The 25,165-nt window shown below is 63.1% G+C and carries 20 protein-coding genes; 9 read left to right on the forward strand and 11 right to left on the reverse strand.

What is annotated here, in order from left to right; all coding sequences use genetic code 11:
• Positions 1-8 precede the first annotated feature (8 nt).
• The 5 genes from WH367_RS19655 to WH367_RS19675 all read left to right on the forward strand — a co-directional run bounded on the left by WH367_RS19655 (position 9) and on the right by WH367_RS19675 (position 6,451).
• Entirely contained in the window at positions 9-1,187 is a 1,179-nt protein-coding gene (locus tag WH367_RS19655; protein ID WP_339537349.1) for an acyl-CoA dehydrogenase family protein, read from the forward strand.
• Between the two features lie 3 nt (positions 1,188-1,190).
• The gene (locus WH367_RS19660) at positions 1,191-2,342 is read left to right on the forward strand and encodes an acyl-CoA dehydrogenase family protein (RefSeq protein WP_339537350.1); all 1,152 of its coding nucleotides are present in this window, start codon (positions 1,191-1,193) and stop codon (positions 2,340-2,342) included.
• A gap of 11 nt (positions 2,343-2,353) precedes the next feature.
• Positions 2,354-4,480, forward strand: a complete 2,127-nt coding sequence (locus WH367_RS19665) for an acetate--CoA ligase family protein (protein WP_339537351.1) — start codon at positions 2,354-2,356, stop codon at positions 4,478-4,480.
• Positions 4,477-5,052, forward strand: a complete 576-nt coding sequence (locus WH367_RS19670; protein ID WP_339537352.1) for a nuclear transport factor 2 family protein — start codon at positions 4,477-4,479, stop codon at positions 5,050-5,052. Before WH367_RS19665 ends, WH367_RS19670 begins: the two co-directional genes overlap by 4 nt.
• Before the next feature lie 205 nt (positions 5,053-5,257).
• Positions 5,258-6,451 (forward strand): porin, encoded by a 1,194-nt coding sequence (locus tag WH367_RS19675; RefSeq protein ID WP_339537353.1) that lies wholly within the window; start codon positions 5,258-5,260, stop codon positions 6,449-6,451.
• A 73-nt stretch (positions 6,452-6,524) separates the two neighbouring features.
• Here WH367_RS19675 and WH367_RS19680 read toward each other — a convergent pair whose 3' ends face one another.
• The 3 genes from WH367_RS19680 to WH367_RS19690 all read right to left on the reverse strand — a co-directional run bounded on the left by WH367_RS19680 (position 6,525) and on the right by WH367_RS19690 (position 9,855).
• On the reverse strand, positions 6,525-7,172 hold the full coding sequence (locus WH367_RS19680) for a TetR/AcrR family transcriptional regulator (protein WP_339537383.1): 648 nt from the start codon (positions 7,170-7,172) through the stop codon (positions 6,525-6,527).
• Between the two features lie 600 nt (positions 7,173-7,772).
• Positions 7,773-8,546 carry an enoyl-CoA hydratase/isomerase family protein gene (locus WH367_RS19685; protein ID WP_021028139.1) on the reverse strand — a complete coding sequence of 258 codons (774 nt, stop codon included), beginning with the start codon at positions 8,544-8,546 and terminating at the stop codon, positions 7,773-7,775.
• Positions 8,547-8,856: 310 nt separating this feature from the next.
• The gene (locus WH367_RS19690; RefSeq protein WP_339537354.1) at positions 8,857-9,855 is read right to left on the reverse strand and encodes a glyoxalase superfamily protein; all 999 of its coding nucleotides are present in this window, start codon (positions 9,853-9,855) and stop codon (positions 8,857-8,859) included.
• Between the two features lie 348 nt (positions 9,856-10,203).
• Between WH367_RS19690 and WH367_RS19695 the strand changes: the two genes are divergently transcribed.
• Together WH367_RS19695 and WH367_RS19700 are read left to right on the forward strand one after the other, a co-directional pair.
• Positions 10,204-11,508, forward strand: coding sequence for an ImmA/IrrE family metallo-endopeptidase (locus WH367_RS19695; protein WP_339537355.1), 1,305 nt, complete (start codon positions 10,204-10,206; stop codon positions 11,506-11,508).
• A gap of 424 nt (positions 11,509-11,932) precedes the next feature.
• Positions 11,933-13,078, forward strand: a complete 1,146-nt coding sequence (locus tag WH367_RS19700; RefSeq protein ID WP_339537356.1) for a hypothetical protein — start codon at positions 11,933-11,935, stop codon at positions 13,076-13,078.
• A 132-nt stretch (positions 13,079-13,210) separates the two neighbouring features.
• On the opposite strand, the gene WH367_RS19705 is transcribed toward WH367_RS19700, so the two are convergent.
• The 8 genes from WH367_RS19705 to WH367_RS19740 all read right to left on the reverse strand — a co-directional run bounded on the left by WH367_RS19705 (position 13,211) and on the right by WH367_RS19740 (position 21,008).
• Positions 13,211-14,035 (reverse strand): SDR family NAD(P)-dependent oxidoreductase, encoded by an 825-nt coding sequence (locus WH367_RS19705; protein WP_339537357.1) that lies wholly within the window; start codon positions 14,033-14,035, stop codon positions 13,211-13,213.
• A gap of 2 nt (positions 14,036-14,037) precedes the next feature.
• Entirely contained in the window at positions 14,038-15,048 is a 1,011-nt protein-coding gene (locus WH367_RS19710; RefSeq protein WP_339537358.1) for a branched-chain amino acid ABC transporter permease, read from the reverse strand.
• A 64-nt stretch (positions 15,049-15,112) separates the two neighbouring features.
• Entirely contained in the window at positions 15,113-15,994 is an 882-nt protein-coding gene (locus tag WH367_RS19715; RefSeq protein ID WP_021028133.1) for a branched-chain amino acid ABC transporter permease, read from the reverse strand.
• A gap of 17 nt (positions 15,995-16,011) precedes the next feature.
• Positions 16,012-16,752 (reverse strand): ABC transporter ATP-binding protein, encoded by a 741-nt coding sequence (locus WH367_RS19720; RefSeq protein ID WP_339537359.1) that lies wholly within the window; start codon positions 16,750-16,752, stop codon positions 16,012-16,014.
• Entirely contained in the window at positions 16,745-17,518 is a 774-nt protein-coding gene (locus WH367_RS19725; RefSeq protein ID WP_133856490.1) for an ABC transporter ATP-binding protein, read from the reverse strand. Before WH367_RS19725 ends, WH367_RS19720 begins: the two co-directional genes overlap by 8 nt.
• Before the next feature lie 14 nt (positions 17,519-17,532).
• Complete coding sequence (locus WH367_RS19730) at positions 17,533-18,285, reverse strand: SDR family NAD(P)-dependent oxidoreductase (RefSeq protein WP_339537360.1); 753 nt, start codon at positions 18,283-18,285, stop codon at positions 17,533-17,535.
• A gap of 44 nt (positions 18,286-18,329) precedes the next feature.
• Positions 18,330-19,250 carry an SMP-30/gluconolactonase/LRE family protein gene (locus WH367_RS19735; RefSeq protein ID WP_339537361.1) on the reverse strand — a complete coding sequence of 307 codons (921 nt, stop codon included), beginning with the start codon at positions 19,248-19,250 and terminating at the stop codon, positions 18,330-18,332.
• Positions 19,251-19,343: 93 nt separating this feature from the next.
• The gene (locus tag WH367_RS19740) at positions 19,344-21,008 is read right to left on the reverse strand and encodes a long-chain-fatty-acid--CoA ligase (RefSeq protein WP_339537362.1); all 1,665 of its coding nucleotides are present in this window, start codon (positions 21,006-21,008) and stop codon (positions 19,344-19,346) included.
• A gap of 254 nt (positions 21,009-21,262) precedes the next feature.
• Between WH367_RS19740 and WH367_RS19745 the strand changes: the two genes are divergently transcribed.
• Entirely contained in the window at positions 21,263-22,927 is a 1,665-nt protein-coding gene (locus WH367_RS19745; protein ID WP_339537363.1) for a flavin-containing monooxygenase, read from the forward strand.
• Positions 22,928-23,052: 125 nt separating this feature from the next.
• Entirely contained in the window at positions 23,053-25,158 is a 2,106-nt protein-coding gene (locus WH367_RS19750; protein WP_339537364.1) for a 3-hydroxyacyl-CoA dehydrogenase NAD-binding domain-containing protein, read from the forward strand.
• The last annotated feature ends 7 nt before the right edge of the window (positions 25,159-25,165 follow it).

Here is a 25,165-nt window from a genome sequence, read left to right on the forward strand (position 1 = left end):
CCGGAAACATGACAGCAACCACCGATCCCTATGCCGACTTTCGACAAACCCTGCGCGACTTTGCGCAGCAGCACTGCCCGCCCGCGCTGAAAGCCAAGGTCCGCGCCAACGAAAAGCTGGGCCGCGCCGAGATGAGCGAGTGGGCCAAGATCCTGCAGCGCAAGGGCTGGAGCGCGCCCAACTGGCCGATCGAGTGGGGCGGCACCGGCTGGGACATGCAGCAGCGCTACCTGTTTGAAGAAGTGATGGCGCAGGAAGACTGCCCGCCGCTCTACCACCATGGCATCGGCCACATCGGCCCGGTGATCATGCACTTTGGCACGCCCGCACAGAAGGAGCGCTACCTGCCGCGCATTGTGGACGGCAGCGAATGGTGGTGCCAGGGCTACTCCGAGCCCGGCGCCGGCTCCGACCTGGCCTCGCTGCGCACGGCAGCGGTGCGCGATGGCGATGACTATGTCATCAACGGCCAGAAGATCTGGACCTCCCATGCGCAGGAGGCCGACATGATGTACACCCTGGTGCGCACTTCCAAAGAGGGCAAGAAGCAGGCCGGCATCTCCTTGCTGCTGGTGCCGATGGACACGCCCGGCATCGAGGTGCGCCCCATCCCGACGATTGACCACTGGCACCATGTCAATGAGGTGTTCTTGCGCGATGTGCGCGTGCCCGTGGCCAACCTGATTGGCGAAGAGGGCGGCGGCTGGGCCTGCGCCAAGTTCCTGCTCGACCGCGAGCGCTTGTCGCCCGCCACTGTGCCGCGCCTGGTGCGCCTGCTCGAGCAGATCGAGCAGCCGCTGCGCGAGCGCGGCCGCACGCAGCAAGGCGCCAGCCAGCACATGCTGCTGGAGCGCTTGTTCCTGGCCCAAGCCGCCGTGGCCGGCGCCAAGGAGATGCTGATCAGCGCCATCGACGAAGAGATGCAGGGCACGCTGGCCTCGTCCAAGTCTTCGGCGCTCAAGTTGTTCTGCTCCGACCTGGCCCAGCAGATCATCGGCATCGCCTTTGACATGAGCCCCGATTACGCGGCGCGCCTGATTCCGAGCCTGCCCGAGGACAGCCCCGCCGATGTGGAGCTCAAGCGCGAGCTGATCCACACCTACCTCTTCTACCGCTCGCGCACGCTGGCCGGTGGTACCAGCGAAGTACAAAAAAACGTGATTGCACGCGATATCTTTGGAGCCTGACCCATGCCTTTTCAAGCCTCTCCCATGTTTCCGGGCGACCTGTACGACACAACGCTGCGGGTGGCTGCTGATGCCGCGGCGGTCAATGCCACGCTGACCGAGGCCCAGCCCTCCGACCAGGCCAGTGACAGCTGGCAGCAGTTTCTGGAACTCGGCTGGCAAGCCGTGCTGGTGCCCGAGGCCAGTGGCGGCGCGGGCTCGACCTTTTCCGATGTGGCCTCGATCGCAGAGGCCGCTGGCCGCTATGGCCTGACCACGCCGCTGGTCGCACGCTGCGCCGTGGTGCCAGCGGTGCTGGGCGCCATCCCCGGCCGTGACGATGTGGCCCAGATGCTGGGCCTGCTGGCCGCCGGCGAAGTCTCCATCGCCCCCGTGTTTGCGCATGACGGCAGCTGCAGCCTGACGGCGATGGTGGATGCCGAAGGCGTGCAACTGCAGGGCAGCCTGCGCGGCATTGACCTGAGCGAGCCGGCCAGCCATCTGCTCTTTCTGGCCCGCAGCGCTGCCGGCGAGGCTTTGCTGCTGCTGGCCAGCCGCGATCAGCTGGGCGGCAGCCTGCAAAGCTGGACCGGCCACGACGGCCGGCTGACGGCCGACCTGAGCCTGAAGGCCACGCGCCTGCCCGCCAGCGCCGTGCTGCAACGGGGCCGGGCGGCCGTCGCCGCTGCCGAGCGCGCCAATACCGTGGGCGCGCTGGTCTGCTGTGCGCAGATCGTCGGCGCCATTGGCGCGATGGTGGAGCAGACCATCGAGTACCTGAACACGCGCCAACAGTTTGGCGTGCAGCTTGCCACCTTCCAGGCACTGCGCCACCGTACGGTGGACATGTATGTGGCCTATGAGAGCGTGCGCGGCATGGTGCGCGAGCGCGTCGTGGCCTTTGACCTGGGCGACAGCGATGCGCATGCGGTGGCACTGCTCAAGCACTACCTGTCGATCGCGGCCCGCCAGGTGGGCGAGTCGGCGATCCAGCTGCACGGCGGCATTGGTATGTCGCGTGAGCTGCCTGCCGCCCGCCTGGCGATGCATGCGATTGGCTGCAGCCTGCAGTGGGGCGACCGCTACGAGCAGCTCGACAGCCTGGCAGCCGACATGGCCGCCGAGATCGCGGCTGAAGTGGCCGCTGAATCGGCACCCACCGCCGCCCGCGCCTGAGAGGACCCGCCATGAGCCACGCATCTTCGTCCCTTGACGCCTTGTTCCACCCCCGCTCGGTGGCGCTGGTCGGCGCCTCGTCCGATCCCGAGCGCATTGGCGGCCGCCCGCTGCGCTTTATGCGCGAAGCCGGCTTTGCCGCGCCCATCTACCCGGTCAACCGCAGCGGCGCGCTAATCCAGGGCCTGCAGTCCTACCAAAAGGTGTCGGATATTCCGTTCCCGGTCGACCAGGCCATCATCTGCGTGCCGGTGGCCGGGGTGGAAGAGGCCGTGCGCGATGCCATTGCCAAGGGCGTCAAGGCCATCCAGGTGATGACGGCCGGCTTTGCCGAGATTGACGCGGCCGGCCGCGCGCTGCAGGACCGCATTGTGGGCCTGTGCCGTGCTGCCGGTGTGCGCATGCTGGGCCCCAACTCGCTGGGCCTGCTGAATGTGCCGGCGCGCTTTTTCTCGACCTTCTCCACTTTTCTCAACGGCGCCCAGCCCCAGCCGGGCTCCATCTCGCTGGCCACGCAAAGCGGCGCTTTTGGCTCGGCCGCCTATGGCCTGGCCACCTTGCGCGGCCTGGGTTTCAGCAAGATCATCGCGACGGGCAATGAGGCCGATGTCGACGTGGCCGAGAGCATCGACTACCTGGCAGACGACCCGGACACCCGCATCATCTGCGCGGCGGTTGAATCCTGCCGTGACGGCAACCGCCTGCGCCGCGCCTTGCTCAAGGCGGCCCGCGCCGGCAAGCCGGTGCTGATCATGAAGGTGGGGCGTACCGAGCTGGGTGCCGCTGCTGCCTCCACCCACACCGGCTCGCTGGCCGGCAACGACAAGGTCTACGACACGGTGTTCCGCGAATGCGGCGCCCTGCGGCCCGAGTCCATCGAGGAGATGCTCGACATCGCCTACCTCTACACCGTCAGCGGCGTGCTGCCGGCCAATGACGAGTTGGGTGTTTTCACCGGCTCGGGTGGCATCGGCGTGCTGATGGCCGACGAGGCGGGCGCGCAGGGCATGGAGCTGCCACCCTTGCCCGCCCCCGCCCGCGAAGCCACTTTGGCGCTGCTGCCTTTTGCGGTGGCCGCCAACCCGCTGGACATGACGGCCCAGGTCACCTCGGTGGCCAGTGGCACCTCGCGCACCCTGGGCGTGATGCTGGAGCACACGCGTTATGGCGCGGTGCTGGGCTACCTGGCCCATGTGGGCCTGTCGCCCGAGCGCTTTGCCAGCACGCAGCAAGAGATTGCCGCACTGGCCGCGCAGCACCGCGAGCGCCTGACCATTCTGGTGATGCTGGCCTTGCCCCAGGTGCGCAGCGCGTTGGAAAAGCAGGGCGTGGCCGTGTTTGAAGACCCGACCCGCGCCGTGCGCGCCGTTGCCGGCCTGGCCAAGATCCGCCAGCGCTGGCAGGCGCTGTACCAGCTGCCAGGCAGCGCGCAACCCGCCGCACCCGCCTTGGCGCTGGACGATGTGCATACCGAAAGCGGCGCCAAGCGCGCGCTGGCGGCCGCCGGCCTGCCGGTGCCGCCCGAACACCTGTGCAGCAGTGCCGCACAAGCTGCCGCTGCCGCAGCGCAGGTGGGTTTCCCGGTGGTGGCCAAGATCGTCTCGCCCGATATCGCGCACAAGACCGAGGTCGGCGGCGTCATGCTCAACCTGCAGGATGCTGCTGCCGTCGAGCGCGCCTTTGCGACCTTGATGGACCGCGCCCGCACAGCGCGGCCCGACGCCCGGCTGGAGGGCGTGCTGATCGCCCCGATGCTGAGCGGTGGTGTGGAGGTGATCCTGGGCCTGCACCGCGACCCGACCTTTGGCCAGATGGTCATGTATGGCAGCGGCGGCACGGCGGTGGAGCTGTTCCAGGATGTGGCGCTGGCCTCGGCACCGCTCAGCACAGCCCGCGCCCAGGCGCTGGTCGATGCGGTGCGCTCCAGCCAACTGCTGCGCCGCTGGCGCGGCGGTCCGCAGTATGACGAGGCCGCGCTGGTGCAGGCGCTGTGCCGGCTGTCGGAGTTTGCGATGCAGCATGCTGACAGCATCCAGAGCGTGGACATCAACCCGCTGATGGTGCGCACCCAAGGAGCCATGTGCCTGGATGCGGTGATCGAGCTGCGCGTGCAGACGCAGCAGGGGGCACAGCCATGAGCAGCGAAGCCAGGCTGGCCCAGCTGGAGGCGCGGCTCCAGGCGCTCTGCGACCGCGAGGCGATCCGCGAAGCACTCTATTCGTACTGCCGGGGCATTGACCGGGGCGATGAAGCAGCGCTGCGCGCCGCCTACTGGCCCGATGCCACCGACCGCCATGGCGCCTACCAGGGCAGTGCGGAAGGCTTTATCCAGGCGGCGCTGCCCCAGCTGGCCAAGGGGCGCTACATCCACAACATCGCCAACCTGTCGATCCAGCTGAACGGCGATGCGGCTGCGGTGGAGGCGTATTTTCTGGCCTACCAGACCGACAGCGATGCCGCTGGCGCGCCGCGCGCCACCTTCTTGTGCGGCCGCTATGTCGATCTGTTCACCTGCCGCGCCACGGCCACGGCCGCGCGCGAGTGGCGGGTGGCCAAGCGCGTGGTGGTTTACGACTGGCAGGACATCTGGGCCGCGCCCACGCAGGACGAAGCCACGCGCTTTGGCCGGCGCCTGCCCATGGGTGCCAGGGCGCCTGACGACCCCTGGTACGCGTTGATGCGCGAGGTGGCCATGCCCGCTAGCCCATAGCCGCGCCGCTCACCGCGCTCCATCTGGCGGATCGCGTCCGCCCCCTCTGCCCCTGCGTTTGACTGCAGGGACTCCCTTTCTCACTGCACTGCATAGCGCGGTGGGGATCTGCTCGGTCTAAAAAAACAGCAAAGCGTTTTCACCGTGGTCGTGCATGGGGCCAGGCCCGACCACGTCTTTCCAAAACTACACCAGGAGACAAACCATGAAAGCCAACAAGCCCAGACTTCATCCGCTGCTCGCAGCACTCATCGCCACGACAGCGGCAGGGGGAGTAGCGGCGCAAACCGCGCAGACCCAGGAGCTCAAGCAGATTACCTCGCCGGCCGGGGGGCTGGCCTCGGGCGGCAGCAGCTCGGTACAGGTCTATGGCCTGATCGACAGCAGCGTGGCCAGCGTATCGATGCAGGGCCAGCGCGCCACCAAGCTGGAGAGCGGCCACATGATGGGCTCGCGCCTGGGCTTCAAGGGCAGCGAGGACCTGGGCGGCGGCCTGCGGGCCAACTTCCAGCTGGAGATGGGCATCAACACCTCCAACGGCGCGCAGCAGCAAAACCAGGGCTTTGGCGCCAAGGCCTTTGGCCGGGGTTCGCTCATCAGCCTAACCGGCAACTTTGGCGAACTGCGCATGGGCCGTACCTTGGCATCGCTGCCGACCGAGGTGCAGGCCGTCGGTGACCCCTTTGGCCTGGGCGGCGGCGGCAACCTGCAGGGCATCCAGCCATCGCCCGGCCGGCAGAACAACAACATCCTCTACCAAAGCCCCTCGATCGGCGGCTTTATCGGCAAGGCGGCCTATACCATCAGCGAGTACACGCGCCAGAGCATTGACATCGAGCACCGTGCCCACCAGTACACCCTGGCGTTGTTCTACAAGAACGACGCCTGGAGCGCAGCCGTATCGGCCACGCGCATGACCAACCCCACGGATGGATCGGCGACGCGTTATTTCAACTCGGCGCTGGCCTATGACTTCAAGGCCTTCAAGCTGTTTGGCTCGTTCGCCACCTTCAAGAACCCCGGCGCCGCCATCACGCCCACGGTGAACACCGGCCTGGACAACAGCGGCCAGCTCGCCGGCTTCCCCTCCGTGGGCTACTACGAAGGCCAGGACGACCGCAGCTTCTCGATCGGCGCCTCGGTCAAGCTCGGCCCAGGCACCTTGCTGCTCAACGCCATCGACCTGAACGACACCGGCCCGCTGAACCGCGATGCGCGCCAGTACGGCGTGGCCTATCTGTACCCCATGTCCAAGCGCACCACCTTGTACACGGACTACGGCTATGTGAAGAACAAGAACGGCGCCGGCTACACCTTGACCGGCGCGGTAACTGCTGCGGGCTTTACCAATAACGGCAACAGCAATGCCTACCGGGTGGGCATCATCCACAGCTTCTAAAGGCTGACATACGCAACAAGGCCCAGGCGTTTGCGGCGCCTGGGCCTTGTTTTATAGGTATCCCGTGTCTGGCTTAGCGAGCGGGATTGCTGGCGAGCAGCCCTTGGAAAATCATGTCAATGTACTGCTGCACCACCTGGCGGGCGCTGAGCCGCCCGGTGGGTGAGTGCCAGCGGGGCAGCTGGTTGAGTACGGCCAGCAGCATGCGGCTGGCAATGGTGGGGTCCACCTTCTGGAACACCTCGCTGTCAATGGCCTGCTTGATCGCATCGCGCAGCAGTTTTTCGTACTGGTCGCGCAGGGCCAGGTTCTCGGTGCGGGGCTTGGCATTGTCGCCAAACCAGAACATGTTGGAGCCGGCGATCCAGGAGTCGCGGTTGCGGTCCATGTAGTCGGCCGAGGACAGCATGAACTCGCGCACCTTGCCCTCGGGGCTGGCCACCTTGCCCATGGCCGTAGACACGTAGTTGACAAGGGTGCGCATGCCATCGACGAGGATGCTTTCGTAGAGCGCATCCTTGTTGGGGAAGTGGTAGTAGAGCGCCGCCTTGGTGATCTGGGCTTCGTCGGCAATGTCGCGCAGCGAGGTACCGTCAAAGCCCTTGCTGGCAAACAGCCGGACCGCTATCTCTATCAGTTGCTCTTTCCGGTCTTCCACACGCATGCGCGTGCTGCTGCCTTCTTCGGGGGCGTCGGAGGGTTTCGTCGTGTTTTTTTGCATAGTCACCAAAATTTGTTTGCCCTGATATCGGCCGGTAGACGGCCGATCCGCAACCGTAGGCTTGTGGCTTCTGGGCGGTGGCACCATCATAGTTCAACGAAAATCATCCATCCATCGGGCCCCGCCCGACGCTGTCTGGCGGCCGTTAAGGACCCTCTACAAAACTCCCTGCCGTGGTCTGAACGCGGACTCGGGCGATCCGCTGCGTTGTCTTCCTTGTGAATAGCTACGGCTATTCACTGCAAAAGACGCCTAGCGTCTCATCCCGATCCGCGGCCATCCCGCTTGGCGAGGGTTCTGCAGAGGATCCTTAAGGCTGTGCTGGCCGGGTTTTTTAGCCCTGGGCCAGCGGCAGCGATCGATGATTCTCGGCGCGTTGGACTGGGCGCTGTTAACAGCGCCCAGCAAACCGAAGGTTTGCCGTTGAGGCTAGGCGCCCCCGACTTGGCGTCCCCAGCTTGGCGCCCCCAGCTAGGCGCCCCCAGTTGAGCATCCCTGACACGGCGTCCTGACGCAGGCAGTGCGGATGCACGACAGGGTAGGGCGCGGCTCGCCAGGCGAGGACGTACCAAGGGCGGTGTAAGCGGCCCGTAATGGCGCTTAGCGGCCCTTGTAGACCGGCTCGCGCTTTTCCAAAAACGCCTGCTGCGCCTCGCGCGTGTCTTCCGTCTTGGACAGGGCCACGGTGTTGCCCTGCTCATAGCGGTAGGCATCACGGGTGGGCATCAACAAAGTCATGCGCGCAGCTTCCTTGGCCAGGCGCAAGGCGATAGGGCTCTTGGAGGCGATCTCGCGCGCCATCTCCATCGCATAGGGCATCAGCTGGTCGGCGGGCAGGCAGGCCTCGATCAGGCCCAGGCGGTACATCTCTTGCGCCGACACCTTCATGCCGGTAAAGAACATGCGGCGTGCGCGCGACTGGCTGAAATAGCGCTGCAAGAAGGTCACACCCCCCGCCAGGCCCACATTGATCTCAGGCATCGAGAAATAAGCGTCTTCCGAGGCCACCCAAATGTCCGAAGCCATCACCAGCCCAAAGCCAGCCCCCAGCGCCGGGCCGTTGATGGCCGCAATGATGGGCTTGGAGCATTCCATGATCGCGTTGTTCGATTCGCGCACCAGGCGGTTGTGGCGGCCATAGGCACCCGGCTCACCGGCCAGGTTGGGGCGCTCGCGAATGTCGGCACCGGCCGAGAACACCTTGCCCGTGCCCGTGAGCACGATGCAGGCCACATCGTCGCGGTCAGACAGCTCGTCAAACAGCTCCATGATCTCGTTGCGGAACTCCTTGTTCTGCGCGTTGACGGGCGGGCGGTTGAGGGTGACAACGGCAATCTTGTCCTTGATATCGACGATGAGCGTGTTGTAGGCCATGCAGGGTCTCCTGGTTGAATACTAGTAATTTACCGGTCGGCAAGTAAATATTAGCGAATAACGGCGGAGGGCTCAAGCGGGTTGGTACGGGGAGGGGGTGGGGGTGTCGCTCAGGTGATTGGGGAGGGGCGGAGGGGCAGTTCCTGAACGAAGCCCCGGTCGTCGGGTGTGGGTGCCTGAAGGATCTTGATTTCCTTGCACAGCTCGAACTTGGGATGACGCAGAATTTGCTCAACTTGGAAATGCAAGTGACTCATCCGAACGGCCGCGAAACTTCCGAAGGTGGAGGGACGCGGCTTGAAGTTCCAGTCTAAAAATTAATGAGCGATGCCTTGGGTTTAGGCCAGTTTGAAGTGAGGTCTCGCAGAACCTGATCGACCCAAGCTTCATCCTGCGCTGCCGCCGCTCCTACATAACCCGTTCCTTCAGTCCATGTCTCGAATCTAAAAGCTAGGCCGTCAATATTATCCATAGCGACTTGATCTGATATGTATGCGATCCCGTGTCTAGAGACACGTAGCTGACGGTGTCGAAAGTCATCCCGTGAACCAAGCATCCGCGCTACCCGCTTCGCGGTAAGCTGCTTCTCATCATTGAGGTCGATGGTGAACCCTTGCCCCTCGGGAAGCATCTCGCCATCTTGGCGGGCAAAGGCGTGGTCAGCGACCAAGGCGATGGCTGAAAGGAGTCGCGCGAGGCCTCTTAGAACTTCAATGCTCGAAGCACCACGGATGCCGTCGCCTAGAACAGTAAGCATGTCGTCGCCGTCGTGATCTCCATATTGCTCATGCCATTGGAATACCGCTGCAGAGCGTAGGTCTTCCCGAGTGAACGTAATACCCGGCCATTCCTCATATCCTCGGTCACACAGACGATAGACATCATCATTCCAGCGACCATGGTCTCTCACAAAGACGTACGGGAGTTTGCCGCCAATGACGGGAAAAATCTCGTGTCGAGAGTCTGCGGACTCAAGCTGAGCAATGCTTTCGAGAGCCTGTGCCCATCTCATCAATTCACTAATCGAGTGATAGAACCAGGAACCTGCTTGATGAAGGCGGAATGGAAGCCGCGGGAGTGGGCGATTTAGGTCTTGCCAAGATGGCGGCGTAAAGCTTAGGGACACTGCATTGGCAACCGACTTGCCTGCTGCACTTGCTGCATTCCAGTCGCGATACCCCAGTTCGTGGGCTGCCTGATCTAGCGCGTGGCCATACTTCAGTGAAATACCGTTTGCTTTAGCCAGCGTTTGAAGTTCATTCGCGCGCGACTTGCAGGCGCGCACAACATCGATAGGAGAAGATTTCATGATGGTCAATCCAATCCCGGGGCGCTTAAAAGACGTGGTTTGCATTACGTCGGCACCGGGTGGTTAACCAGTGGACGAGAAGAGGCTAGGACAGATTCACCATACCCATTGGGCGCAAACGGCAGGGCTGTCACCCTATGTAGCTCATTATAGGGGCCTGAGGCGAAGTTGTGACATTGGACCGCGTGCCGCCCCTCAACCTGGCTGACAGAGGTCTATGGCATGCGGCGAAGAGTACAACTGCAGGTCTCCGCATGCCGACGTCTGATGCCATCGGAGCGACTGAGGTAGTGGTTTTGGCACGGTACGACAAGTTACACTGGTCCCTCCGGCTATCGGTCAAGACACGTGAGCACCACCAAAAAGGGCGACGAACTCGAGATTGCGGTTTTCAATTTCCTAAAAGAGGAAATTGAATCAAACCGGTTTCCAGTCAAGAAGGAATTCTGCCGTCTGCATAGACAAAAGGGTTATTTTTCACGGGATCGAGGGTCTCACATCTTCTTTGATGTTTCTGTCGAGGTCTGGCTTCCGGACGCAGAAGACTATTCGATGTTGTTCCTCTTCGAATGCAAGAACTATGGGCATGCGGTACCCGTCAACGATGCAGAGGAGTTCTATGTGAAGGCTTTGCAGGTAGGGGCGACAGGCACAAAGCCTATCCTCGTCTCTACCAATGCACTGCAGTCCGGAGCACTGAACTTCTGTAGTTCGAAGCGTATTGGGGTTATGCGGTACTTCAGCAAAGAAGACCTTAAATGGGTACTTCGGAGGTCCGCTTCAGTTGGGTTTGCCCCCTCGGATTCGCAGTCCGATGCGGAAATTATGGCTGGACTGACACTGACCGACTACCATAGTTCAGTGTTTGAACTATTTATGCAGTCGCCCATAAGAAGGACCAATAGCCTTGCTGAATTCTTGCACGATCTTGCCTTTCTGAGCATAGAGGACAGAAATCTGGCTAATGATATTAGTAATCCGTTACCTCGTCGTGGTAGCATTGTGCGATATCTTAGTGTTGGAGAGTTAGAATGCCGAGCTTCGGCGGCACTATGCGAAGCAGGCATCAATTCGAGTTATGTCGATTTAAGCGAACTGTGTTCTCGACTCCCTGCCGCCAAAGAAATTCGTATCGAACATAGACCAGCGACCGAATCAAGTGTTCTTCAAAATACGCTTGCGCGTATCTCATTTAATCCGCCGCTTATCGAGATATTCACCGAACCAAATTCTCACGCTGGGCGAGATCGCTTTACGCTGGCACATGAGTTAGGTCATTTTCTGTTGGGGCATGGTGCTTATCTTAAGGGTGAGCAATACGATGACACGGATCAGCCAGAGGCGGGTAAAACTATTGATGGCGACAACGATGTTAGACGTCTGGAATACCAGGCGAATTACTTTGCAGCATGTCTGCTAATGCCGCGTGATCGCTTTATAGAGGTATTCTCTGCTCAATTGCACCGATTTGATGTACGTAACAAAGAGCTGGGTGTACTGTATGTTGACTCGCAGAAGTGCAACCTCGACACATATTTCTCGGTAACCAACCGCCTCATGACAGTTTTCGGAGCATCTCGGGCTGCTATCAGTATCCGGCTCGCCGGACTTGGGTTGCTTCGTGATGTTCGCGATGACCTTGCTGGAACTTAGGTGCGTGCGTTATTTGGGCAAGGGCATAAGGAGTCCATAGAATTTTGATTCGCAACGGTGAATCGATATGGAGTAGTGTCTCCGGGTGGTAGTGATTAGTCGAATTAATTACTCACCCCCATTATGATTTCCCTATGTTCCAACCTACCTACTGCTCTGTCATGTTTATACGCCATGATAACGATCTTCCCTGACGGACTCCTGTGCAACCAATACGCTTTTGCCCATGCCAAGTAGCTTCTCCTACGGAAAACTCAACGACAAGCTGGTTCATATCAGAGACTTAAAGCCGGAGACACATCGAGGACTTGCGTGTAACTGCGTTTGTCCCGAGTGTGGCCGTCGGCTACAAGCACATATGGGGGATATGAGGTCTTGGCACTTTCAGCATCAGGCGGAAGATCTAAACTGCAATCCGCAGCCCATGACGTTGCTACATGCCTTTGTTAGAGATGCATTGGCAGAACGTAGGAGTTTGCATATACCTGCTCGGAGTTACCGCATTCCGATGTCTGTGGGAGCCGGCAGCGAGAGCATCGAATTCGAGGTCGAAGATAAAATGCTCAACGTAGTCGCGGCTGAGGCTGAGCTACGCGAAGGGAGTGTTCAACCCGATGTGATTTACACCGTTGAATATCAGCGGCGATATGCAATCGAAGTTCGATATACACACGCAGTCGATGAGCTTAAACGACAAAAACTCACCCATGGATATGCTGGGAGTCTTGAATTCGATGTATCAGACTTGCCTTCTTCAGGTATAACCCATCTAGAGTTGGAGAAATACTTGGCACAAGCTCATCGGTGGGAATGGTTGCATGGAGTAGAGCTTTCGTATGCGAGGAATAGGGCGGAGCGTTCTTTTCGCTGGAAACGTTCAATATGGTCAGTTCCGCATGGTTTCCAATCTAATCCACCGGCTGTAACTAAGGCTACGGCAAAGCTGAAAATCGTAGCAAAACGAATGTCTTGGGCGACTTCGGCGCTCCGAGAGCTTAAGTCCAGGAATCTATCGCATGCAGAAAAAGCGAATTGGCTTGGTGCGCTGGATAAGATTAACCGTGTCGCAATCGCCTGCGCGGGTTTACGGCTGGACCCTGAAGATTTGCCGGCTTATCTTTTGCAGGGGCGGTCAGATGGTGTAGATTTTCATGGTACGTTGGCTCATCATCCATACTCTTGGCAAGTCGTGATCTTTATGAGGTTTGGAGTTGGTAACGAGTCGTTTCATGCGAGAGATGTTGCCGCTTGGTGCTTGCAAGCGATGCCAGATAGATGCAAACTGGAAGATAGAACTCTTAGTGCTAATGGCTTCACACGCACAGCAGCATATATCCATCTTTTCTTATTGTCATTGGAGTTTCATCGCCTTTTGCGACCTCATCCGGGGTCATCTCTTGAAGAGATGCGATTCATTCCAATGTACAAAAAGGTGAGTGATTTCAAGCGGTTCATTGACGAAAAGCCTCCAGACCAAGCCGTTGCTGCTGGGAGCAAGATCGACGCAGTGATGTTTGCCAGATTTCGTCAAGCAATGCATTCTCCCCCACCGGGTGATGAGTCGCCTTGATGTTCGGGATATGCTTTCTGCCTTAACGACCTAACCTCGTCCAAAAGCCCGTCCTAACTCACTGCCAAGTTCAAAATCCATTTCGGATCGCCACCAACCAAACCCTTCTCCGCCCATTAGGCAGCACTACCCCTAAACCGCCACCGTCCCCCCATCCACCGGCAACGTCACCCCATTCACATAACTAGCCAGCCCCGACACCAAAAACACCGCCGGCCCGGCCAGCTCCTGCGGCACGCCAATGCGCCCAGCAGGCGTGCGCTGGATAAAGCCTTGCAGGCGCTGCGGGTTGTTGCGGGTGGCTTCGGTCATGGGGGTGTGGATGACGCCGGGGGCCAGGGCGTTGACGCGGATGCCGTCGCGGCCCAGGTCCAGGGCCAAGGTTTGGGTGGCCATTTTTACGGCGCCTTTGGAGGCGGAGTAGCCCATGGCGTTGCCCTGGGCGATAAAGGCCGCGCCGGAGGCGATGTTGAGGATGCAGCCGCGTGTGGCGCGCAGAGCGGGTAGCCAGGACTGCACCATGTTGTAGAGACCGAAGACATTGACATCGATGACCTGGCGCAGGTGGCGCGATGCCTGGGGGTGGTCGATGCCTTCGCGGATCAGCAGGCCGGCGTTGTTGACGAGGGTGTCCACCGGGCCAATGTCGCTGCCGATGCGGGCGGCCAGCGCCTGGCAGGCTTCCAGATCGGTGACATCTAGCGCAAAGGCCCAGCCATCTACGCCGGCGGCTTTTACCTGGGCCAGGGTGTCGGTGCAGCGTGCAGCATCTAGGTCGGTCACGATAACGCGGGCGCCTGCCTTGGCAAAGCTGATGGCAATGGCCTGGCCGATGCCGCTCGCTGCGCCGGTGATGAGTGCCAGGCGGCCTTGAAGCAAGCCGGGCGTTTCGGGGAAATGGCTGGGGGCCTGGGGCTGTACAGCGGCTTGCACAGGTACGGATGTTGGATCGCTCATGCTTAGGCTCCTTGTCCCGTTTGGGGGCGGCTTTGGCGCTCGGCCTGGTTGTGGGCCTCCTGCGGTGCCGCCTGGCGTGCCTGGCGGGTTTCCAGCCAGGCGTAGAGCTGGCCGATGATGCCCTTGCGGAACAGCATCACCACGACGACAAAGACGAGGCCCTGGATGATCAGCACCCACTCGGCCATGGCGACCAGGTAGTTCTGCATGCTGACGATGATGGCCGCGCCAATGACAGGGCCCAGCAAGGTCTGCAGGCCGCCGACGATGCAGATGAGCAGCGCCTCGCCCGAGGTGGTCCAGTTCACATCGTTGAGCGTGGCCAGCTGGAAGGTGATGACCTTGAGCGCACCGGCCAGGCCGGCCAGCGCAGCCGACAGCACAAAGATCACCAGCTTGTAGCGCAGCACCTGGTAGCCCAGCGACTGGGCGCGTGCCTCGCTGTCGCGGATGGCGCGCAACACCTGGCCGAAGGGCGAGTAGACGATGCGGTAGATGAGCCAGAAGGCGGCGGCGACCAGGGTGGCGGCAAAGTAGTACAGGGTGGTGTTGTCGGCCAGCGAGATAAAGCCAAACACCTCCGGCCGGGGCACGTTCTGGATGCCGTCCTCACCGCCGGTAAAGGGCAGGCGCAGCGCAAAGAAGTAGATGACCTGGGAGAAGGCCAAGGTGATCATTGAGAAGTAGATGCCATGGCGGCGGATGGCCAGCAGCCCGGTGACCACGGCCACGGCCATCGCGCAGAGCATGGCCAGCAGGATGGCGGCCGAGCCGTCCCATCCCCAGACCTTGATGGCATGCGCGGCCGCATAGCCGGCCGTGCCAAAAAACATCGCATGGCCAAAGGACAGCAGGCCGGCGTAGCCCATCAGAAGGTTGACCGATGCGGCCAGCAGCGCGTAGCACATCAGCTTGATCAGAAAGACCGGGTAGGCCACCAGCGGCGCCAGCAGCAGGGCCACCAGCGCCAGCACCAGCAGGATGGTGTTGGTGCGTTGTGAGAAGAAATGCATGTTCAATCCTTGGGAAAGACAAGAGCTTGGGTGGAGACCCAGGGGGCAGGGCGGTGCGGGCGCATCAGTGCGCTCTGCCAAACAGGCCGTTGGGGCGCACGGCCAGCACGATGATCATCACGATGAAGATGACCACGCCGGCGCCTTCGGGGTAGATGACGCGGGTCAGGCCTTCGATGGCGCCCAGCGCAAAGCCGGTGATGATCGATCCCATGATCGAGCCCATGCCGCCGATGACGACCACGGCAAAGACGATGATCATCAGGTTCGAACCCATCAGCGGGCTGACCTGGTAGATGGGCGCGGCCATCACGCCGCTGAAGCCGGCCAGGCCCACGCCCAGCGCATAGGTCAGGGTCAGCATGCGCGGTACATTGATGCCGAAGGTGCGCACCAGCGGCGTGTTCTCGTTGGCGGCGCGCAGGTAGGCGCCCAGCTTGGTTTTTTCGATGAAGTACCAGGTCACCAGGCAGACGGCCAGGCCCGCCAGGATCACCCAGACGCGGTACATCGGCAAAAAGCTCAGGCCCACATCGATGCCGCCTTGCAGCGGGTTGGGGTAGGGCTGGCCGCTGACGCCAAACCACAGCCGGAAGGCGCCCTCCATCAGGATGGAGATGCCAAAGGTGAGCAGCAGCGCGTAGACATGGTCCACCGCATAGAGGTGGCGCAGCATGGTGCGCTCCAGCAGGATGCCGAAGGCCGCCACCACCAGCGGCGCCAGGATCAACGCCCACCAGTAGCTCAGCCCCAGGTAGTGCAGCAGGCCCCAGGCCACGAAGGCGCCCAGCATGTACTGCGCGCCGTGGGCAAAGTTCACCACATGCAGCAGGCCGAAGATGATCGACAGGCCCAGGCTCATCAGCGCGTAGAACGAGCCATTGATGAGGCCCACCACGAGCTGGCCGATCAGCGCGGCTGTCGGGATTCCGAAAAGAGTATCCATTGGTTTGTCTCCGCCTGTCACAGTCCCAGCAGCGCTTCGATCTCGTCGCGCCGCGTTTCCAGCTCGGCGCGGTGGAAGTGGCTGGCCACGCGCCCTTCCTCGATCACGTAGAAGCGGTCGGCCACCGATGCGGCAAAGCGGAAGTTCTGCTCCACCATCAGCACCGTGTAGCCGCGCGCGCGGATCATCTCCAGCGTCTGGCCGATCTTCTGCACGATGACCGGTGCTAGTCCTTCGGTGGCCTCATCGAGCAGCAGCAGGCGGGCGCCGGTGCGCAGAATGCGGGCAATGGCCAGCATTTGCTGCTCACCGCCCGACAGGCGGGTGCCCGGGCTCTTGCGGCGCGCTTGCAGGTTAGGGAAGACCTGGTAGATCTCCTCCACCGTCAGCCCGCCGGGGTGCAGCACGGGCGGCAGCATCAGGTTCTCTTCGGTGGTGAGGCTTGCAAAAATGCCGCGCTCTTCGGGGCAATAGGCCACACCCAGGTGGGCAATGGCCTCGGGCGGCAGGCCCTCGGTGGGCTTGCCCTGGATGCGGATCTGGCCTTCGCACTTTTTGAGCAGGCCCATGATGGCGCGCAAGGTCGTTGTTTTGCCGGCGCCGTTGCGCCCCAGCAGGCAGACGACCTCGCCTTCGCCCACATGCAGGTCGATGCCATCGAGCGCCAGGGTTTCGCCATACCAGGCGCGCAGGTTCTGCACCTGCAGCATCTGGCGCGGCGCGGTGGTGCTGTTGGCGTTTTGGTTGTTCTCAGGCATGGGCGGCCCCTCCGACATAGGCTTCAATGACCCTGGGGTCGCGCGATACCTCGTCATAGCTGCCTTCGGCCAGCACCTGGCCTGCCTGCAGCACGGTGACGGTTTCGCACAGATGCGATATCACCTTCATGTTGTGCTCCACCATCAGCACGGTGCGCCCCTGCGCCACTTTGCCGATCAGCTCCACCACCGGCCAGATGTCCTCATGGCCCAGGCCCGCCATGGGCTCGTCCAGCAGGATCATCTCGGGCTCCATCGCGATCGTGGTGACCAGCTCCAGCACGCGCTTGCGGCCATAGGGCAGGTCGCAGGCCTTGACATTTTTCCAGCGCGTCAGGCCCACGCTGTCCAGCAGGTCCATCGCACGCTCATCCAGCGCGCTCAGCACCTTGACCGAGCGCCAGAAGGTGAAGGTGCCGCCGGTCTTGCGCTGCAGCGCAATGCGCACGTTCTCCAGCACTGTCATGTGGCTGAAGACGGCCGCAATCTGGAACGAGCGCACGAGGCCCAGCGCCGACACGCTGGCCGGGTCGCTGCGCGAGATATCACGCCCGTTGAACAGCACCTGGCCCGAGCTGGGGCGCAAGAAGGTGGTCAGCAGGTTGAAGCAGGTCGTCTTGCCGGCGCCGTTAGGGCCGATCAGCGCATGCACCGAGTGGCGCTTGACTTTCAGGTTCACGTCCTTGACGGCATAGAAGCCGCTGAACTGGCGGCAGAGCTGGCGCGCCTCCAGGATGGGGGCATCGGCCTCGGGGGGAGCAGTCATCGCGGCGCCTCCGATCAGATGAAGGACTGGGTGGCGCCGCCGTCGACCAGCATCGATTCGCCGGTGACAAAGCGGCTGTCGTCCGACGCGAAAAAGCAGGCGGCGCGGGCAATGTCCTGCACCGTGCCCAGGCGCCCCATCGGCGTCTTGGCGATGCGCAGCCGCACTTTTTCTGCATCGACATTGATGCCCACGCCTTCGGTCGGGATGGAGCCGGGGCAGACCGAGTTGACGCGGATGCCGCGTGGCCCGAGCTCTGCCGCTGCTGCGCGCGACAGGCCCAGCGCCCCGGCCTTGACGCCGCAGTACACCATGCCCTGGGGCATGCCGATAAAAGCGGCCGCCGAGGCAATGTTGACGATGCTGCCGCCGTCGTCCATCGCTTCCGCCGCCGTCTGGATGCCCCAGACAATGGAGTTAAAGCCGGTGCCCACCATGCGCTGCAGCGCCTCGGGCGTGATGTCGGCAATCGGGCCGTAGCGCACCCAGATGGCGTTGTTGACCAGGATGTCAAAGCGGCCGTAGCGGTGCTTGAGATCAGCAATCGCGCTGCTGAAGCTGTCGCGGTCGGCCACATTGCCGCCATAGGCGTGGGCCTGGCCGCCCTGGGCCACGATGGCTGCGGCCACCTCGGCGGCCTTGTCCTCGGCGCGGTCCAGAATGCCGACGCTGCCGCCCTCATCCGCGATGGCCTGCACGATGGCGCGGCCGATACCCTGTGCGCCGCCGGTCACGAGCGCGACCTTGCCTGCAAAGCGTTGTGTCATGGTGTTTGTCTCCTGGTCAAAATAAAAATAGGTTCTGCCACGTCTCAGCGTGGGCTGTTGGTATCGTCAAAACGCGCTTCTTCCAGCCCTGTTGCGGCCAGGCCGTCGATGACAAAGACGGCCCCCGCATCCGGGTGGCTGGAGCGCAGCAGGTTGCCGCTGTTGCTGATCGAGGTGAGGTAGATGGTTTGCAGCGCCGGGCCGCCAAAGGCCGGGCAGGTGACGTAGGCATCGGCGGGAAAATCCACCGTGCCGGCCAGCTCGCCACCGGGCGTAAAGCGGGCCAACTGGCCGTTGAGCACCATGGCCACCCAGAGATAGCCCTGGGCATCGACGGTGGCGCCATCGGGCGCGAGGCCCAGCGCGCCAGTGTCGATAAAGGCCTCACGCGCACCGCAGGCGCCGGTGGCCGGGTCATAGGCATAGCGCCAGATCTGGCGCGCCGGGCTGTCGGCAAAGTACAGCCAGCGGCCGTTGGGGCTAAAGCAGGTGGCGTTCGCAACCTGAAAACCCTGGTCCAGCTCGCGCAGGCGGCCATCGCCGCTCAGCTGGTAGAGCTTGCCGGTGGGGGACTGCGGCGTCATGCTCATCGAGCCGACCACAAAGCGGCCGCCCCGGTCGCAGCGCCCATCGTTCAGCCGCATGCGCTCGCCGCTGTGCTGCACCTGCACGCCCATCGGCGTGATCTGGCCGCTGTCCGGGTCCAGAAAATGGAAGTCATCCTCCAGCGCGAGCAGCAGGCGCCCGCTGCGGCACAGCGCGATGGAGCCGATATGGGCATGCAGCGCCCACTGCTGCTGCCGGCCGTCTGCCGGCCAGTAGCGGTGTACCCACTGGGCGCGGCCATCAATCCAGTACAGCGATTGCGTGGCCACATCCCACAGCGGGCATTCGCCCAGCAGATCGCGCTGGGGCAGCAATGGATGGATGCGCGCGGCCGCTGCCTGCGCGGTGAGGGCGTTCATGTCTTGTCTCCTGGTGCGGGCAGCCAAGGGGCCTGGCTGCTGCGGCTGCGCCGGCCTTTTCTGGTGGGGCCGTGCGCGTACCGGGCGGGTGTTTCAGTTGGCGGCGGATGCCTTAGAGGTGGCCGCCGGCAGCTGGTAGCCTTTGAACTGCTCGCGCAGCCGGGTCTTGAGCAGCTTGCCGGTGGCGGTGTGGGGCAGCTCGTCGACAAACTCCACCGCATCGGGCAGCCACCAGCGCGCCAGCCGGTCCTTCATAAAGTCCAGCACCTCCTGGCCGCTCACATCGGTGCCGGGCTTGCGCACGATGACCAGCAGCGGGCGCTCTTGCCAGCGCTCGTGGTGCACGCCGATGACGGCGGCTTCCTTGACAGCGGGGTGGGCCAGCGCCAGGTTCTCGATGTCGATCGAGGAGATCCATTCGCCGCCGGACTTGATGACATCCTTGGCGCGGTCGGTGATCTGCACAAAGCCCTCGTCATCGATACGGGCCACATCGCCGGTGCTGAACCAGCCTTGCGCATCCAGCGCCGAGCCGGCCTCTTGCCCGTAATAGGCGGAGATGACCCAGGGCCCGCGCACGCGCAGCTCGCCAGGGGCCGGATCGCCGGGCGGCAGCTGCTGGCCCTCGTCATTGAAGATGGCCACATCCACGCCATACATGGGCCGGCCCTGGCGGGCACGCACATCGATGCGCGCGTCGCGGGCCAGCGCTTCATGCTGGGGCAGCAGGGTGCTGACGGTGGCCACCGGGCTGGTCTCGGTCATGCCCCAGGCCTGGTTGGCGGTCACGCCCAGCAGGCTGTCGAACTGGTCAATCATCGCGCGGGGCGCGGCAGAGCCGCCCATCATGATGCGTTCAAGCTTCAAGGCCTCCTTGTCGCCGGCGGGCAGGCTCTCCACATATTGCAAAAAGCCCATCCAGACCGTGGGAACGCCCAGCGAGAAAGTGCAGCCCTCGTCGCGCATCAGCTGGTAGAGCGCCTTGCCGCTCAGGTCCGGCCCGGGCAGCACCAGCTTGGCGCCGCACATGGCGCTGGCATAGGGCAGGCCCCAGGCGTTGACATGGAACATCGGCACGGTGAGCAGCACGCAATCGCGGGCACGCAGCGCCAGGCCATCGGCCGCGCAGACCACCCAGGAATGCAGCACGGTAGAGCGGTGGCTGTAGAGCACGCCCTTGGGGTTGCCCGTGGTGCCCGAGGTGTAGCACAGTGATGAGGCGCTGTCTTCGGCCAGCTCGGGCCAGTCAAAGTCGCCCGCGTCCTCAGCCACCAGGTCCTCGTAGCACAGCAGTGGGGCGGGCAGGTCCATGGCGGGCATCTGGTCGGGCTTGCACAGCGCCACAAAGGCCTTCACCGTTTTGAGGCTGGGCGCCAGATCGGCCACCAGGCCGGCAAAGCTCAGGTCAAAGAACACATAATCATCGGCCGCATGGTTGATGATGTAGCGGATCTGGTCGGCAAACAGGCGCGGGTTGACGGTGTGCAGCACCGCGCCGGCGCCCGATACGGCGTAGTACAGCTCCAGATGGCGGTGCGTGTTCCAGGCCAGCGTAGCCATGCGTGCACCGCTGGCCATGCCCTGGCGCAGCAGGGCCGCAGCCAGGCGCCGCGAGCGCTGGGACACGGTCAGCCAGTTCGAGCGCGTGAGCTCGCCGTCCGGCGTGCGGGAGACGACTTCCACCTGGGGATGAAAGCGTGCTGCATGTTCCAGCAAGCCGGAAATCCGCAGCGCGCGCTGCTGCATTAGCCCTTGCATGTTGCTCCTTGTTTTGTTTTATATACCTGTCGGCAGGTAAAAAGTTTAGCAGCCGCAGCAGCGCTGCAAGCTCGGGATTACCCTGGACTTGTCCCCTCCAAAACGCTTGCGGGGAAACCCTGTTGTTTACCGGTCGGCAAGTAGGCATGATGCAGCGAGAACAAGGCGGAGGCGGCCTGCCATCCCCTATCGAGCCGGTGCCCCGCTGCGGTGTGGCGGGGCGGCCGGCACCAGCCAGCAGGAGACAAAGAGCAATGGACAATCACACAATCCACCAGGTGGATGCGGTCATCGTGGGCGCCGGTTTTGGCGGTCTGTGCGCAGTGCACAAGTTCCGGGAGATGGGGCTGAAGATCCAGGCCTTCGAGGCCGGCGGCGATGTGGGCGGCGTCTGGTACTGGAACCGCTACCCCGGCGCGCGGGTGGACCTGCCCAGCATCGACTACAGCTTCTCCTTCTCGCCCGAGATCGAGCAGGAATGGACCTGGTCGGAGCAGTTTGCGGCGCAGCCCGAGCTGATGCGCTACTTCAACTTTGTCGCCGAGCGGCTGGACCTGCGCAAGCACTACCAGTTCAACACCCGCGTGGAGAGCGCCCGCTGGGACGAGGCACGCCAGCTGTGGGTAGTGCGCACCAACCGGGGCGAGTGCTATGAGGCGCGCTACTGCATCATGGCGACCGGGCCGCTGTCGGTACCCAAGGAGCCCGAGATTGAAGGCATCGACCGCTTTGGCGGGCAGATCCTGCGCGCGGCGCGCTGGCCGCATGAGCCGGTGGATTTCAGCGGCAAGCGCGTGGGCGTGATCGGCACCGGATCGACCGGCATCCAGATCGTGCAGGAAGTGGGCAAGCAGGCCTGCGAGCTGTTTGTCTTTCAGCGCACGCCGAGCTTTACGATGCCAATGCGCAATGTGCCGCTGGAGCCTCAGTACGTCGCTGAGGTCAAGCGCCACTATGCCGGCATCCGCGAGCTGGCGCGCAACAGCAATGTTGGTGGCGTGCGGCCGCAGTCCAGCCGCCCCTTCTTCAGCGTGACGCCGGCGCAGCGCCAGGCGCTGCTGGAAGATGCCTGGCTGCAAGGCGGCCTGGCGATGCTGGGCACCTTTGCCGACCTGATGCAGAACGAGCAGGCCAATGAGGAAGTGGCCGAGTTTGTGCGTGGCAAGATTGGCGAAGCGGTAGACGACCCGGCCACCGCCGAGGCGCTGAAGCCGCGCGGCTACCCCATCTTTGCCCGTCGCCCCTGCCTCGATACCGGCTACTACGAAACCTACAACCAGCCCCATGTGCATCTGCGCGACTGCATCAGCGACCCGATCGTGTCCATCACCGAGAAGGGCGTGCGCACGCAGTCGGGCGAGGTGGAGCTGGATGTGCTGATCTTTGCCACCGGCTACGACGGCCTGACCGGCGCGCTGCTGGCGTTTGAGGTGGAAGGGCGCGATGGCCTGACGGTGCAGCAGAAGTGGAAGGAGGGCGCTACCTCGTGCCTTGGCATCATGATGCATGGCTTCCCCAACCTGTTCATGACCACCGGGCCCAATGGCCCCTCGGCCCTGGCCAATGTGGTGCGCACCAGCGAGAACGATGTGGACTGGACGGCCGCTGCCATCCGCCACATGCAGGCCCAGGGCTTCAGCAGCATCGAGCCCAGCGCGCAAGAGGAGCAGGCCTGGATGGACCTTGTCCATTCGCTGGCGCCGCGCACCTTGCTGTCCAAGGCCAAGACCTGGTATGTGGGCGCCAATGTGCAGGGCAAGGCCCCGGGCCTGACCATGTTTACCGGCGGCTTCCAGAAGTACCGCGAACACTGCTTGGCTGCCATCCAGAAGGGCTTTAGCGGCTACCACTTTGCGCAGAAGCGCGAACGCGAGCGCGCGGCAGACGCCAGCGCAACAGTGGAAAACGCCGCGCACTGATAACCTGGGTCTCCAAGCCCCCTGGGTGTTTGAACGGCCTGTCTGCTGGCCGATCCGCACTGGGGGCTGTGCCTGCCTGCGCCCTGCAGCGGGGCATTTTTATCTTCCACCAAGAGCTGCCAGCCATGAGCAACGTCACCTTTCACAGCGCAGACGGGATAGGCCGTATCTGCATCTCCCACCCGCCATTGAACCTGTTCTCGCACAGCCTGCTGACAGGGCTGAGCGCGGCGCTGGCGCAGTTTGAGGCCGATGCCTCGCTGCCGCTGCTGCTGATCTATGGCGAAGGCCAGTCCTTTGTCGCGGGCGCGGACATCGCCGAGTTCAACAACCCGGCCTTTTCTGCCGAGGCCATCAATGCGCTGCTGAACCGCATTGAGGCGCAGACGCGCCCCGTGGTGGTGGCCCTGCATGGCACGGTATTTGGCGCTGGCATGGAGCTGGCCCTGGCCTGCCACTACCGCGTGGCACAAAAGGGAAGCAAGCTGGGCCTGCCCGAGGTAAAGCTGGGCATTCTGCCCGGTGCAGGTGGCACCCAGCGCCTGCCGCGCCTGGTGGGCGCAAGCTTGGCGCTGGACATGATGCTGAGCGGCCGCCCGGTGCCCGCGCCAGAGGCGCTGGCCAGCGGCATCGTTGATGCGGTGGAAGAGGGCGAACCGCTGGCGTTTGGCCTGGCCTTTGGCCGCCAACTGCTGGCCAGCGGCGGCCAGCCGCGCCGCTTGAGCGCGCAAAGCGCCCCTGCCGGTGACTACAGCCAGGCCATTGCCACGGCGCTGGAGGCTGCGCGCAAAAGCCCGCAGTACCCCGCCAAGGAGGCGATCGTGCACTGCGTGGAGCAGGCGCTGACGGCTGACTTTGCCAGCGGCGCCCGCGCCGAGGCCGAGGCTTTCAACCGCTTGCTGCCATCGGCGCAATCGCGCGCACTGCGCCATCTGTTTTTTGCACAGCGCCGCAGCCGGCAGATTCCGGGTCTGGAGCGGCAAGTGCCAGCCGGCAAGATCGAGCAGGTCGGCATTCTGGGGGCCGGCACCATGGGCAGCGGCATTGCCATGTGCTTTTTGAATGCCGGCATCCGCACTGTGCTGGTGGATGCCGCAGCTGCCGGCCTGGAGCGCGGGCTGCAGCTGATCCGATCGACCTACGAGGCTCAGGTGGCCAAGGGCCGCATGGGTGCCGAGCAGGCCAGCGCGCGCCTGGCCTTGCTGACCACCTCACTGGACGACCAGGCACTCGCGCCCTGCGACCTGGTGATCGAAGCGGTGTATGAAGACATGGCCCTCAAGCTGCAGGTCTGCCGCCGCTTGGGCGAGGTCTGCAAACCCGGCGCCATCATCGCCAGCAACACCTCGACCTTGGATGTGGATGCGCTGGCCCAGGCCACCGGGCGGCCTGCCGATGTGGTGGGCATGCATTTCTTCAGCCCGGCCAACATCATGCGCTTGCTGGAGGTGGTGCGCGGCGCTGATACCGCCCCGCAGGTGCTCAAGACCGTCATCGACCTGGCCGGCAAGATCGGCAAGACACCTGTGGTCTCGGGTGTCTGCTTTGGCTTTATCGGCAACCGCATGGCCGAGGTCTACCTGCGCGAGGCCGAGTTCTTGCTGATGGAGGGCGCAAGCCCCGCTCAGATCGACGAGGCCGTGCAGGCGCTGGGCCTGGCCATGGGCCCTTGCCGCATGCTGGACATGGCCGGGCTCGATGTGGGCGCCAAGACCGTTATCGAATGCGACAAGGCCGGCGGCCTGCCGCCCGATGCCAGCTACCGCGCGGTGGTGCGCAAGATGTTTGCACTGGGCCGCTTTGGCCAAAAAACGGGGCTGGGCTACTACCGCTACGAGGGCCGCCAGGCGCTGCCCGACCCCGAGGCCGGCCGCATTGCGGCCGAGCTGGCGCAGGCGCATGGCATTGCCCAGCGCAGCGAAATTGCGGCGCAAGAGATTGTCGAGCGCCTGCTCTACAGCATGGTCAACGAGGGCTGCAAGATTCTGGACGAGGGCATTGCCTACCGCGCCAGTGATATCGATGTGGTCTGGGCGGCCGGCTATGGCTTTCCGGATTTTCGGGGTGGGCCCATGTTCATGGCCGAGGAGATTGGCCTGGCGCAGATCGCAGCGCGGCTGGAGCACTATGCCGCCAGCCGGGGCAACCGCTATGGCTACTGGACGGTATCGCCGCTGCTGCAGCGGCTGGCTGCGCAGCGCCAGGGCTTTGACAGCCTGCAAGCCGCCTGAGGGCCTG

Origin of the sequence: Comamonas sp. MYb21, from assembly GCF_037479395.1 — a bacterium.
Classification (GTDB): Bacteria; Pseudomonadota; Gammaproteobacteria; order Burkholderiales; family Burkholderiaceae_C; genus Comamonas.

Bases quoted from the DNA above. Each gene is read 5' to 3' on its own strand.
- WH367_RS19655 (WP_339537349.1), top strand. From the start codon at position 9: ATGACAGCAACCACCGATCCCTATGCCGACTTTCGACAAACCCTGCGC.
- WH367_RS19660 (WP_339537350.1), top strand. From the start codon at position 1,191: ATGCCTTTTCAAGCCTCTCCCATGTTTCCGGGCGACCTGTACGACACA.
- WH367_RS19665 (WP_339537351.1), top strand. From the start codon at position 2,354: ATGAGCCACGCATCTTCGTCCCTTGACGCCTTGTTCCACCCCCGCTCG.
- WH367_RS19670 (WP_339537352.1), top strand. From the start codon at position 4,477: ATGAGCAGCGAAGCCAGGCTGGCCCAGCTGGAGGCGCGGCTCCAGGCG.
- WH367_RS19675 (WP_339537353.1), top strand. From the start codon at position 5,258: ATGAAAGCCAACAAGCCCAGACTTCATCCGCTGCTCGCAGCACTCATC.
- WH367_RS19680 (WP_339537383.1), bottom strand. From the start codon at position 7,172: ATGCAAAAAAACACGACGAAACCCTCCGACGCCCCCGAAGAAGGCAGC.
- WH367_RS19685 (WP_021028139.1), bottom strand. From the start codon at position 8,546: ATGGCCTACAACACGCTCATCGTCGATATCAAGGACAAGATTGCCGTT.
- WH367_RS19690 (WP_339537354.1), bottom strand. From the start codon at position 9,855: ATGAAATCTTCTCCTATCGATGTTGTGCGCGCCTGCAAGTCGCGCGCG.
- WH367_RS19700 (WP_339537356.1), top strand. From the start codon at position 11,933: ATGACGTTGCTACATGCCTTTGTTAGAGATGCATTGGCAGAACGTAGG.
- WH367_RS19705 (WP_339537357.1), bottom strand. From the start codon at position 14,035: ATGAGCGATCCAACATCCGTACCTGTGCAAGCCGCTGTACAGCCCCAG.
- WH367_RS19710 (WP_339537358.1), bottom strand. From the start codon at position 15,048: ATGCATTTCTTCTCACAACGCACCAACACCATCCTGCTGGTGCTGGCG.
- WH367_RS19715 (WP_021028133.1), bottom strand. From the start codon at position 15,994: ATGGATACTCTTTTCGGAATCCCGACAGCCGCGCTGATCGGCCAGCTC.
- WH367_RS19720 (WP_339537359.1), bottom strand. From the start codon at position 16,752: ATGCCTGAGAACAACCAAAACGCCAACAGCACCACCGCGCCGCGCCAG.
- WH367_RS19725 (WP_133856490.1), bottom strand. From the start codon at position 17,518: ATGACTGCTCCCCCCGAGGCCGATGCCCCCATCCTGGAGGCGCGCCAG.
- WH367_RS19730 (WP_339537360.1), bottom strand. From the start codon at position 18,285: ATGACACAACGCTTTGCAGGCAAGGTCGCGCTCGTGACCGGCGGCGCA.
- WH367_RS19735 (WP_339537361.1), bottom strand. From the start codon at position 19,250: ATGAACGCCCTCACCGCGCAGGCAGCGGCCGCGCGCATCCATCCATTG.
- WH367_RS19740 (WP_339537362.1), bottom strand. From the start codon at position 21,008: ATGCAAGGGCTAATGCAGCAGCGCGCGCTGCGGATTTCCGGCTTGCTG.
- WH367_RS19745 (WP_339537363.1), top strand. From the start codon at position 21,263: ATGGACAATCACACAATCCACCAGGTGGATGCGGTCATCGTGGGCGCC.
- WH367_RS19750 (WP_339537364.1), top strand. From the start codon at position 23,053: ATGAGCAACGTCACCTTTCACAGCGCAGACGGGATAGGCCGTATCTGC.